11 protein-coding genes are annotated in these 12527 nt (G+C 42.0%); 3 read left to right on the top strand and 8 right to left on the bottom strand.

Translation table 11 applies throughout. The features are described from left to right. Positions 1 to 25: 25 nt before the first annotated feature. From IEV39_RS13025 to IEV39_RS13035, 3 genes are all read right to left on the bottom strand, one after another. Positions 26 to 469, bottom strand: coding sequence for a VOC family protein (locus IEV39_RS13025; RefSeq protein WP_005288877.1), 444 nt, complete (start codon positions 467 to 469; stop codon positions 26 to 28). A gap of 131 nt (positions 470 to 600) precedes the next feature. After that, the gene (locus IEV39_RS13030) at positions 601 to 1776 is read right to left on the bottom strand and encodes a thiolase family protein (protein ID WP_005226935.1); all 1176 of its coding nucleotides are present in this window, start codon (positions 1774 to 1776) and stop codon (positions 601 to 603) included. A gap of 111 nt (positions 1777 to 1887) precedes the next feature. Beyond that, complete coding sequence (locus IEV39_RS13035; RefSeq protein WP_005288875.1) at positions 1888 to 2403, bottom strand: GspH/FimT family pseudopilin; 516 nt, start codon at positions 2401 to 2403, stop codon at positions 1888 to 1890. Positions 2404 to 2769: 366 nt separating this feature from the next. Between IEV39_RS13035 and omp38 (IEV39_RS13040) the strand changes: the two genes are divergently transcribed. The 3 genes from omp38 (IEV39_RS13040) (at position 2770) to omp38 (IEV39_RS13050) (ending at position 6772) form a co-directional block, all read left to right on the top strand. After that, positions 2770 to 3828, top strand: a complete 1059-nt coding sequence (gene omp38, locus IEV39_RS13040) for an outer membrane protein Omp38 (protein ID WP_005288871.1) — start codon at positions 2770 to 2772, stop codon at positions 3826 to 3828. Between the two features lie 453 nt (positions 3829 to 4281). Continuing rightward, entirely contained in the window at positions 4282 to 5310 is a 1029-nt protein-coding gene (gene omp38 / locus IEV39_RS13045) for an outer membrane protein Omp38 (protein ID WP_126687657.1), read from the top strand. A gap of 433 nt (positions 5311 to 5743) precedes the next feature. After that, entirely contained in the window at positions 5744 to 6772 is a 1029-nt protein-coding gene (gene omp38 / locus IEV39_RS13050) for an outer membrane protein Omp38 (RefSeq protein ID WP_126687656.1), read from the top strand. A gap of 140 nt (positions 6773 to 6912) precedes the next feature. On the opposite strand, the gene IEV39_RS13055 is transcribed toward omp38 (IEV39_RS13050), so the two are convergent. The 5 genes from IEV39_RS13055 to IEV39_RS13075 all read right to left on the bottom strand — a co-directional run bounded on the left by IEV39_RS13055 (position 6913) and on the right by IEV39_RS13075 (position 12443). Beyond that, on the bottom strand, positions 6913 to 7071 hold the full coding sequence (locus IEV39_RS13055) for a hypothetical protein (protein WP_005288861.1): 159 nt from the start codon (positions 7069 to 7071) through the stop codon (positions 6913 to 6915). A gap of 4 nt (positions 7072 to 7075) precedes the next feature. Further along, the gene (locus IEV39_RS13060) at positions 7076 to 8281 is read right to left on the bottom strand and encodes an RtcB family protein (RefSeq protein WP_005288859.1); all 1206 of its coding nucleotides are present in this window, start codon (positions 8279 to 8281) and stop codon (positions 7076 to 7078) included. A 248-nt stretch (positions 8282 to 8529) separates the two neighbouring features. Beyond that, complete coding sequence (locus tag IEV39_RS13065) at positions 8530 to 9987, bottom strand: amino acid permease (protein ID WP_005288856.1); 1458 nt, start codon at positions 9985 to 9987, stop codon at positions 8530 to 8532. Positions 9988 to 10005: 18 nt separating this feature from the next. Continuing rightward, the gene (locus tag IEV39_RS13070) at positions 10006 to 11022 is read right to left on the bottom strand and encodes a methyltransferase (protein WP_005288854.1); all 1017 of its coding nucleotides are present in this window, start codon (positions 11020 to 11022) and stop codon (positions 10006 to 10008) included. Between the two features lie 62 nt (positions 11023 to 11084). Next, positions 11085 to 12443 (bottom strand): uracil-xanthine permease family protein, encoded by a 1359-nt coding sequence (locus IEV39_RS13075; protein WP_009514998.1) that lies wholly within the window; start codon positions 12441 to 12443, stop codon positions 11085 to 11087. Positions 12444 to 12527 lie beyond the last annotated feature (84 nt).

The raw sequence follows: 12527 nt of genomic DNA on the forward strand, positions 1-12527 counted from the left end.
GTTCAGCTTTTTTATTTTCTCAAGCTTATTCATCCAGCTGACAATTGATCATCCATTTGATCCCGAACTGATCGGTAAAAGCACCGTAGAGTGCACCCCAGAAGGTTTTTTCCAAGGGCATTTCAACTTGACCATTGACCGATAAGGCATCGAAAAGTCTTTGCGCATCCTCAAGTTCATCTGGGTCGAGGTTAATTGAAATATAGTGATTGTTGCCTTGGGTAAACACACTATGCGGGGCACAGAATTGGTCGTTAACATCTGAGGCCATCAATACCGTAAATTCATTGATCGGTAAAGAAACATGCAGGATCAGGTTTTTATCGGCTTCGGAAAGTGAGACGCCTTCTGTGGGTGGCATATCACCATAGCGGCTGAGCATGGCAAACTCACCGCCAAATACCGATTTATAAAAATTAAATGCCTGTTCGGTTTGTCCTTTGAAATTTAAATAATGATTCAGTTGCATGGGGGACGTCCTGTTGTTTTTTTATTCACAGCATAACTTATCGGGAATTTAACAATGGGTGCATTATTTTTTGTAATTGCCAAAAAAAAATCCTGCACTGGGCAGGATTTTTCAGTTCATCAGATCGATCCTTAGATCAATTCAATCGCAACTGCAGTTGCTTCACCACCACCGATACAGAGTGCTGCAACACCTTTTTTACCGCCCGTGCGTTTAAGGGCATGAATCAAGGTCAGGATGATACGAGAACCTGTAGAACCAACAGGGTGACCTAATGCACAGGCACCACCATTAATATTCACTTTCTCTGCATCCAGTTTGAAATCATCAATCGGGCACATGGTCACCATCGCAAATGCTTCATTGATTTCCCAAAGGTCAACCTCTTGTGCATCCCAGCCCGCTTTCTTCAATACTTTTTCGATTGCGCCGACAGGAGCAATGGTAAATTCAGAAGGGTGCTGTGAGTTAGACGCTGTGGCAATAATTTTTGCCAAAGGCTGTAAACCGCGTTGCGCCGCAACTTCGCTTGAAGTAAGGACCAGTGCAGAGGCACCATCAGAAATCGAGCTTGCATTGGCTGCGGTAATGGTACCGTCTTTTGCAAAAGCAGGTTTAAGTGAAGGGATTTTATCAATTTTTGCACTTAAAGGTTGTTCATCCTGATCAACAACCACATCACCTTTACGGGTAGAAACCGTTACAGGGACGATCTCGTCTTTAAAGTAGCCTTCAGTAATCGCTTTCTGTGCACGATGTAAAGAACGGATCGCGAAATCATCCATTTGTTCACGAGTATAGTGACGTTGATTTGCCATGTCCTGAGCAAATGAACCCATTAAACGACCTGTTTCTGCATCTTCAAGACCATCAAGGAACATATGATCCTTGATTTCACCATGACCCATACGGTAGCCGCCGCGTGCTTTAGGTAACACATAAGGCGCATTGGTCATTGATTCCATGCCACCCGCAACCACAATCTCGGCACTACCGGCCTTGATCATGTCTGCTGCCTGCATTACTGCTTTCATGCCAGAACCACAAAGCTTGTTGATGGTGACTGCACCAGTAGAGTCTGGTAAACCGGCTTTACGCATAGCCTGACGAGCTGGACCTTGTTTGAGGCCAGCAGGTAATACACAACCCATGATGACTTCTTCTACATCAGTTGGTTGTAGGCCAGAACGAGCAATAGCTTCTTTAATCGTTACAGCACCTAACTCAGGCGCTGTTACACCTGATAATGCACCTTGGAAGCCGCCCATTGCAGTACGAGCGCCATTAACAATTACGATGTCAGTCATTATGTGTCTCCACACTTATAATTTATAAAAAATGTTCCAAACTTAAGCAGTATATTAAAAAAACAACCGGAATAAAGTGTTTTACTTTTTTTAAGCTAGACTGAGGAGTTTTTAACAGCTGGATATTTTCTCAAAGCGGATATTGCCCATGCGGCTTAAGCGTATTTTAGTATGGTAGTCAGGCGACGCTGAACAGTAAGTAAAACTGCCATTGGCAGCAAAGGGCAGTCCATTTTCACCCTGAAAAATGATGGCATCGGATGTAGAACCAAAAGCACTGTAATGCAGATCACCATATTTAAGCTTTAGGGCAACCACAAAGAGCAAGGCTTCGTTTTGATCTCGTTCTCTATTGCGGTTGCTATCTATAAATCCGATAAAGCCCTGATTCCAGTCTCTGCCACACTCACTTAAATCATTGCTTGGGCAGAGCATCACATTTTTATGATAAAGCTGTGCATCGGTTTTTGCTTTTTGTATATGAATTGTGAGGTTTCTTTTTAAGTAGTTGGCTTCACTTGAAACCATTAAGTCGCGAAAATGTGGTAGGGCCATAAAGGTAAGAATTGCCAGAATACTGATCACAGTAAGCAATTCACTTAATGTAAGTCCATGTGGTCTAAACATGTTTTTCCTGTCTATTTTTATTAACTTTTTTATTAACAATATGTTAAGGAGACTTCTTATTTGTGATAGTGAAAATAACTAACAAATAAGTTAAATAATACTTAAGCATAGATTCATAGACAGTAATCTATTAGGAGCTGTATGAAAATTGAAAATTTACGGAACTACAACGGAAATTGTAAGCAATTTTGTCAATAATTTACGAGGTTAAAGTTATCAAGCACTTGGAAAATTCATCAAGTGTTTGTATGATTCAAAGTGAAGTGAATGGCTGAAAAATAATGTTGTAGAACATTAATGTTCTCAGTACGAAAAATCATAGGCTGAGCTTACACAACAAACAATTGTTATCTCTGGAGGATATCCATGAAATTGAGTCGTATTGCACTTGCTATGCTTGTTGCTGCTCCTTTAGCTGCTGCTAATGCTGGCGTAACAGTAACTCCATTAATGCTTGGTTACACATTCCAAGACACTAAACACAATAATGGTGATAAGCATTTAACAAATGGTCCTGAAATTCAGGATGATTTATTCGTTGGTGCAGCATTAGGTATTGAGTTAACTCCGTGGTTAGGTTTTGAAGCTGAATATAACCAAGTTAAAGGTGATGTTGACGGTACTGTTGCTAATGCTGAATACAAGCAACAACAAATCAACGGTAACTTCTATGTTACTTCTGATTTGATCACTAAAAACTACGACAGCAAAATCAAGCCATATGTATTGTTAGGTGCTGGTCACTACAAATACAAATTTGATGATGCTACTGCTGCTGAATTCGGTCGTGCTGGTCGTGGCCTGAAAGAAGAAGGTACTTTAGGTAATGCTGGTTTTGGTGCTTTCTGGCGCTTGAACGATGCTTTATCTCTTCGTACAGAAGCTCGTGGTACTTATAACATCGATGAAGATTTCTGGAACTATACAGCACTTGCTGGTTTGAACGTCGTTCTTGGTGGTCACTTGAAACCTGCTGCGCCAGTGGTAGAAGTTGCTCCAGTTGAACCAACTCCAGTTGCTCCACAACCACAAGAGTTGACTGAAGACCTTAACATGGAACTTCGTGTGTTCTTTGATACCAACAAGTCTGATATCAAACCACAATACAAGTCTGAAATTGCTAAAGTTGCAGAGAAGTTAGCTGAATACCCGAATGCGACTGCTCGTATTGAAGGTCACACAGATAACACTGGTCCACGTAAGTTAAACGAACGTTTATCTTTAGCGCGTGCTAACTCTGTTAAATCTTCACTTGTAAATGAATACAACGTTGATGCATCTCGTTTGTCAACTCAAGGTTTCGCTTGGGATCAACCGATTGCTGACAACAAAACTAAAGAAGGTCGTGCTATGAACCGTCGCGTATTCGCTGCGATTTCTGGTAGCCGTACTGTTCTTGTACAACCAGGTCAACAAGCTCAATAATTTGAGTTTTTGAACTGAATAAAAAGCGACTCGTCAGAGTCGCTTTTTTTATACTGAAAAAAGCTATTTCACGTTGATGAGTAAAGTAGGGCCTCATATTCTAAAAGTAAATCTGGATAGCTGGGCTTTACTGCGAATATCGTGTTGGAATTATTTAGCTTTCTTGAAAAGATTTTGATAGCTTGTTAAAATTTTGATTAAAAAGTGATAAGCTCTCACAGCTTTGTTAGATATTGTTAAATTTAGAATTTTCTAAGTTTTTTTTGAAGAGAGATACGTCTTTTTGGTGGTACCTGAGCAAATGTTACTAAATACTTGGAAAATTGGTCAGGTATTTGTATGATTTAAGCTAAGGTGAATGACTGAAAAAGATATAACAAAACTATTTCTCAGCATTCAAAAAAGTTATTCGCGTTTACAGAACAAACAATTTTTTGTTTTTGGAGGATATCCATGAAATTAAGTCGTATCGCACTTGCTCTGCTTGTTGCTGCCCCTATGGCTGCTGCAAATGCAGGCGTAACAGTCACTCCTTTAATGCTGGGTTATACCATGTTCGATACTGAACATAACAACCGTGGTGATAAAGGTCAATTAACCCCAGGCGCAGAGTTAGATGACGATTTATTCGTTGGTGCTGCACTTGGTGTAGAAATTACACCTTGGTTAGGCGCAGAAGTTGAATATAGCCAGATTAAAGGCGATACCAGCACCAATAATGACTATAAAGGTCGTAACATTGCTGGTAATGCTTATGTGACTTCTGACTTGATCACTAAGAACTACGATAGCAAAATCAAACCATACGTATTAGCGGGTGCTGGTCACTACAAATACGAAGGTGATGACATCTATGGTGGCAAGCAAGAAGGTACCTTGGCAAATGCTGGTGGTGGTGTGTTCTGGCGCTTGAACGATGCTTTGTCTCTACGTACAGAAGCACGTGGTACTTACCATTTTGATGAAAAATTCTGGAACTACACAGCGCTTGCTGGCTTGAATGTGGTTCTTGGTGGTCACTTGAAACCTGCTGCACCAGTGGTAGAAGTTGCTCCGGTTGAACCAACTCCAGTTGCTCCACAACCGCAAGAGTTGACTGAAGACCTGAACATGGAACTTCGCGTATTCTTCGATACCAACAAATCTGACATCAAACCGCAATACAAAACTGAGATTGCGAAAGTTGCAGAGAAGTTAGCTGAATACCCGAATGCAACTGCTCGTATCGAAGGTCACACAGATAACACTGGTCCACGTAAGTTAAACGAACGTTTATCTTTAGCGCGTGCTAACTCTGTTAAATCTTCACTGGTAAATGAATACAACGTTGATGCATCTCGTTTGTCAACTCAAGGTTTCGCTTGGGACCAACCGGTTGCGGATAACAAAACTAAAGAAGGTCGTGCAATGAACCGTCGTGTATTCGCTGCGATTACTGGTAGCCGTACTGTTCTTGTACAACCAGGTCAGCAAGCTCAATAATCTGAGTTTTTGAACTGAAAAAAAGCGACTCGTCAGGGTCGCTTTTTTTATGAACATAAGTTTTTCTGTACGGTTGATGTAAAAGAAAAGACTTCCTTCTTAAAAAACAGAATAATCTTGATTAAATAATGAGGGTATCGTGAGGATTGTTTAGTTTTATTGAAAAGATTTTGACAACTGGTTAATATTTTGATTAAAAAGTGATAAGCTCTCACTGCTTTGTTGGAGGCTGCTAAGTTAGAATTTTTGGGAGAGAAATAAGTCGTTTTCAGTGACTGCTAAATAAAATGATAAGAAGTACTGGAGAGATATTCAGTATTCACTTAATTGCATATAAAGCGCATTGCTGAAAAGGTACAACAAGACTATTTCTTGGTATTCAAAAGCTATTAGGGTTTACAGAACAAACAATTTTTGTTTTTGGAGAATATTTATGAAATTGAGTCGTATCGCACTTGCTCTGCTTGTTGCTGCTCCTATGGCTGCTGCAAATGCAGGCGTAACAGTCACTCCTTTAATGCTGGGTTATACCATGTTCGATACTGAACATAATAACCGTGGTGATAAAGGTCAATTAACCCCAGGCGCAGAGTTAGATGACGATTTATTCGTTGGTGCTGCACTTGGTGTAGAAATTACACCTTGGTTAGGCGCAGAAGTTGAATATAGCCAGATTAAAGGCGACACCAGCACCAATAACGATTATAAAGGTCGTAACATTGCAGGTAATGCTTATGTGACTTCTGATCTGATCACTAAAAATTATGACAGCAAAATCAAGCCATACGTATTAGCGGGTGCTGGTCACTACAAATACGAAAGTGATGATATCTATGGCGGCAAGCAAGAAGGCACCTTGGCAAATGCCGGTGGTGGTGTGTTCTGGCGCTTGAACGATGCATTATCTCTTCGTACAGAAGCGCGTGGTACTTACCATTTTGATGAAAAATTCTGGAACTACACAGCACTTGCTGGTTTGAATGTGGTTCTTGGTGGTCACTTGAAACCTGCTGCGCCAGTGGTAGAAGTTGCTCCGGTTGAACCAACTCCAGTTACTCCACCACCGCAAGAGTTGACTGAAGACCTGAACATGGAACTTCGTGTATTCTTTGATACCAACAAGTCAACCATTAAGCCACAATACAAAACTGAGATTGCTCAGGTTGCTGCAAAAATGGCTGAGTATCCTAATGCAACAGCGCGTATTGAAGGTCACACAGATAACACTGGTCCACGTAAGTTAAATGAACGTTTATCTTTGGCGCGTGCTAACTCGGTGAAAGCTTCACTGGTAAATGAATACAATGTTGATGCATCTCGTTTGTCGACTCAAGGTTTTGCTTGGGATCAACCGATTGCGGATAACAAAACTAAAGAAGGCCGTGCAATGAACCGTCGTGTATTTGCGACCATTTCTGGCAGCCGTACTGTTCAAGTACAACCAGGTCAGCAAGCTCAATAATTTGAGTATGTGAACTGAATAAAAAAAGCGACTCATCAGAGTCGCTTTTTTGTTGGGTTGTGTTCGGATAATGATAAAAATTAAACATGTTAAATGCTCCTGTGTTGCTATTGAAAATACTGAGTTTATTTAATGGGACGTTACCAGATTTGCTTTTTGAGTTGCTGTTTAGCCTCTTGTCTATCACGGCGATGTTGTACTCGTGGTTTTTCAGTTTCATGCACACCACCTTTATGCAATAAAGGTGAGAGTGCGACAGGATTACGTGCTTTAATTTTTGGCATGGTTTTCAGTTTCATAGTATTAACCTTTAATACATAAAATTTGCTTAAGAGTATGCACGACCTCGATCAAATCTGACTGGTTTGCCATGACCTGATCAATGTCTTTATATGCACCGGGTATTTCATCAATAACGCCATTATCTTTTCGGCATTCGATGCCTTGTGTTTGCTGAATCAGGTCATCCTGGCTAAATAGAAGTTTGGCTTTATTACGACTCATTTTTCGTCCTGCGCCATGTGAACATGAGCAGAAAGATTCGGGATTGGCCTTGCCTTTAACAATGTAAGAGCGAGCCCCCATCGAGCCTGGAATAATACCTAATTCATCTAGTCCAGCTCGAATGGCGCCTTTACGGGTAATCAGCAAATCTTCGCCATAATGGTTTTCTCGACTGACATAGTTATGGTGACAGTTAATTGCCTCTTTGGTCATTTGAAATGGAGGTAGCAGGGGGCGGATTGCTTCTAAAATCAGACGCATCATTTCACGTCTATTCTCAAAAGCATATTCCTGGGCCCATTCAACTGCCTCAACATAATCATTAAAGCTATTTGAACCTTCCGCAAAATAGCTCAAATCTTTATCGGGTACATGCCCAAAACGATGTTGTGCTTCTTTCTTTGCCAGTTCAATGAAGTAGGTGCCAATCACATTGCCTAAGCCACGGCTACCGGAATGGAGCATTACCCAGACCTCCTGATTTTCATCCAGACAGAGTTCAATAAAGTGATTGCCTCCACCTAAAGTACCAAGCTGTTTTTGCCAGGTGGCATCAAATTTCCTGAGCATGCGCACTAGGCCTGGATGCTTTTTAATGATGGGTTGTAAGCGTTTTTCAAGCGGGATAATGCTTGATGCTTTCGCTTTGACCTGTTTATGCAATTCAAAGCCCACCGGGATTTTGCGTTCAATGGCATGGCGTAACGATGCAAGATTGTCCGGAAGCTGTGAAGCTTTCAGATTGAGTCTGATGGCATTCATGCCACAACCAATATCCACGCCGACAGCAGCAGGGATGATGGCATTTTTCGTGGGAATCACGCTACCAACTGTTGCACCTTTACCGACATGTACGTCAGGCATCACTGCAATATGTGAATAAACAAATTGTAGTTGTGCCATTTTTTTCAATTGTTCAATACTTTCGCTATCAATATCGTTGGTGAAGATTTTCACTGGAACGCCATAGGTAGCATCAGCATTAAGTATTTTTTGTATGCCCATAAGATTCTCTCTTATTATTTTTTCCGTCCGAACAGGCATAAAAAAACCCAGCGAATGCCAGGTTAAATAGAGCATTCGGACAAGTGATCAATCGATTTGTACACTTGTCCGTGAGTCGACAGTGCCAAATCTTATCGTGTAGTTCCTGATTGTAATGGCATGCTGTCGTCCTCCTATTGTGTGGTGCCGTTGAAAATATGAGCGGAATTTTACTCATATTTTCATTCGGGTCAAGTGAAAAGTGTTTTTTATTCACCTTCTTTCACATTCATGTCTTTATAGGCAATCAGTTTGGTCTTGTGTTTCCACTTATACCCTAGCCAGATCACCAGGAATAGTGGAATACTGATATAGGTTGACACTAGGCCTAACCAGTCAATTTTACCACCAAGCAACGCTTGGTAGTTTTGACCTAAGATAATGATTGAACAAAGAATAAATGCAAACCAAGGTGCGAATGGGAAGAATTTGGCACGATAAGCCAGATCTTCAACCTTATAACCTTGAGCAATATAACCTTTACGGAAACGGTAGTGTGAAATTGCAATCCCTAACCAGACAATGAAGCCGCACATCCCGGACATGTTGAGTAGCCAGTTAAATACCTGTTTCTCGCCGATAAAGGTAGTCAGGAAGCACAACGCTGCAACCGCAGTCGTCGCATAGAGGGCATTCATAGGTACGCCGCGACCATCCAGTTTGGAGAACCACTTCGGTGCACGACCTTCTTTGGCCATATCAAATAGCATACGGGTAGAAGAGTACATGCCTGAGTTACCCGCAGACAGAATTGCGCTGAGAATCACCGCATTCATCAAGCTGGCTGCAAAGGCAAAACCTGCTTTTTCATACAATAACGTGAATGGTGAAAGCGCAATATCTTCACTTTGTGCTGCTTTTAACAGTAGTGGATCATCATAACTGACTAATGTGCCGATGATGAAAATACACAGGATATAGAACAGTAGAATACGCCAGAAGATTTGTTTGATTGCCAATGGAATGGTTTTTTTCGGATCTTTGGATTCACCTGCGGCAACCCCAACCATTTCAGTGCCCTGAAAAGAGAATCCGGCAATCATGGCGACACCAATCAGAGCCTGGAATCCACCAACAAAAGGGGCTTCCTTATACGTCCAGTGTTGAAATACCGATACATTTGGCGTCAGCATGATTTTAGCAATCATCCAGATACCGATGACAATAAACACGATAATGGCAACGACCTTGATCAAAGAGAATAGGAATTCACTTTCACCAAAGCCTTTGACGGTTAAAGCATTGATTCCAAAAATAATCGCAAGGAAGATCGCACTCCAGTAAAACCCGGGAATATCGGGAAACCAGAACTTCATGATGAACTGGACTGCCACCAGTTCAAATGCCACGGTAATGGCCCAGTTGTACCAGTAGTTCCAACCCAAGGCAAAACCAAAGCCATCTTCGACATAACGGCTACCGTAGGTAAAGAAGGCACCGGAGGTTGGATTATGCGTAGCTAATTCGCCTAGACTGGTCATCAAGAAATAAATCATGATACCGATCAGGGCATAAGCCAGTAACGCACCACCAGGACCTGCATTGGCAATGGTTGAACCTGAAGCGAGGAATAAGCCTGTGCCGATCGATCCACCAATGGCAATCATGTTCAGGTGACGTGCCCCGAGCTTACGCTGTAGGTGTTGAGGAGCAGATGTATCGCTCATAAAAATTCCTTAAAATGTTTATTTTGCACAGGCATATAACACCTTGAATCCTTGTTGATCAGCTTTCACCATACATTGACCAAAACTTTGTTCAATGAGAGGGGGATAGTTCAGAAAACGGTTTGCCACGATCCATAATTCACCTGAATTTTTCAGATGTACGCTCGCAAGCTGACAAAGTTCTTCACTTGCATCGTAATTGGTATGAATCCCCTGATGAAAAGGTGGATTGCTTACGATGGCATCCAGATCTTTGGGCGCATCTCTAAAACCTGTAACTGGTTGTAGAGTTAACTGATTGAGATCCAGATTATTTTTCTGGAAAGTCAGTTCAGTTGAACGTAAAGCAAATGCATCAACATCAAGTGCAAAAATTTGCTGGTTCGGATTTAGCTTGGCTAAATAAGCGCTAATAATTCCAGCACCACAACCAAAGTCGGCAATCTTACCTGATTTTACTTGACTAAGGTAAGGGACTAAGACGGCTGTTCCGACATCTAAATGATCCTGACTAAACACACCCGGTAGGGCACAGACCTGTAATTGATCCTGATGTATTTGAACTGTATAGCTTTTTAACCAATGTTCAAGTGGTTTCAACTGCTCAGTTTTTTCGATCTTCATTTGCCAGAACTGGCAATGACGTGCGCTATCCAGCTTCAGTGTCTTACCATAGGGCTGTAATTGTTTGGCTGCACGTTCTACGCCGCCTTTTTTTTCACCGACCAGAAAGACATTCTGCTCAAGTTTTAGGTGGCTGACCACAACATGCAGAATATAATTCAGTAACTCTTTTGATTTAGGTACAAAAATAACCACCTGATCAAAGCTGGCTTGCGGAAACTCAACCGAAAAATGTGAGTGAATGCCGGCATTTTGAAAAGCCTGATGATCAGCATAATTCCAGCTCCAAACCGATGCCTGGACTTGCTCTGGTAAGTTTTTTGCGAGTTGATCATTGGGTGCATTAATCAGTAAGACTTGCCCCTTTAAATAATCTTGCTGTCTGATGACAACTTCACTACGTGGATCCATTTTGATCTCTCATCAAAAACAAAGCCCAGTCGTGAAACTGGGCACTTGACGTTATTTGTGAATTACTTATGTGTTTCGGGTAAAACAATATTTAAAATCAAGGCTGCAATACCGCCTGTTGCCACACCTGAGCTAAAAATATTTTTAAATAACTCGGGCAAGTGTTCAAGGATTTGAGGGACTTGAGCAACACCGAGGCCGAGCGCAAGTGAAATGGCAATAATCAGCAGGGCACGACGATCAAGATGAATACTTGAAAGAATGTTGATCCCGGAAGCGGCAACAGCACCAAACATGACCATCACAGCGCCACCTAGTACCGCTTGAGGTACGGCTTGAATCACGGCAGCAACAGCAGGGAATAAGCCCAGAATAATCAGTAATACCGCAATCCAGATCCCGACATAACGACTTGCCACACCTGTCAGTTGAATCACACCATTGTTTTGTGCAAACACGGAACTTGGGAAGGTGTTGAAGATCCCCGCAAGAAAGGAGTTTGCGCCATTAACCAGTACGCCACCTTTAATGCGTTGCATCCAGACCGGACCATCAACAGGCTGATTAGAAATTTTACTGGTCGCCGTGACATCACCAATGGCTTCAAGTGAAGTGACAAGATAAATGAAGGCCATTGGAATGAATAAGCTCCAGGAGAAGCTTAATCCAAAATGCATTGGTGTTGGAATCTGAACTAGAGGTGCATCCTGTAGCACAGCAAAGTTTAAATGTCCCATGAAGCCGGCAAGGATGTAACCGATCACCAAAGCAATCAGAATGGCTGAACTTTTGACCCAGATAATCCGAATACGATTTAGCAGGATGATAATGGCCAGCACGCTACATGACATGATCAGGTTATCGGCATTGGCAAAGGTATTGTCCTGCATGGCCGTATAACCACCACCCATGCTGATCAGTCCTTCTTTAATCAAGGTTAAACCGATCAGAAGCACGACAATGCCTGTCACCAGAGGGGTGATCAGCTTTTTCACCCACGGCAGAATTCGGGAGACGCCCATTTCAATAAACGAACCTGCAATCACCACACCAAAAATGGCAGCCATTACTTGTTCAACTGGGGTGCCTGCCGCAACCATTGCACTTCCAATACCGATGATCGGACCGATAAAGTTAAAACTGGTACCCTGAACAATCAAAAGTCCTGCACCAAATGGGCCAACTTTTTTGCATTGTAAAAAGGTTGCGATACCCGAGATGATTAAAGACATGGACAGGATCATGTTGGTGTCTTCGCGAGAGACGCCAAGTGCCAGACAAATCAGTAGTCCAGGGGTCACAATCGGGACTAAAATCGCCAAAAGATGCTGTAAAGCGGCTAAAAATGCAACAAAAGGTTTCGGTCGATCATTGAGTCCATAGACCAGATCAAGCTGCTGCTGAGGTTGTGAATTCGACATGGGAGTATAAAAAGCGAGAGGCATTAGCGCGATATTCTAATAGAGTTAGCTCGCTTTACCAACGATTCAATGTCACTTCGTCAG

Origin of the sequence: Acinetobacter courvalinii, assembly GCF_014635545.1 — a bacterium.
In the GTDB taxonomy this organism is placed as follows: domain Bacteria; phylum Pseudomonadota; class Gammaproteobacteria; order Pseudomonadales; family Moraxellaceae; genus Acinetobacter; species Acinetobacter courvalinii.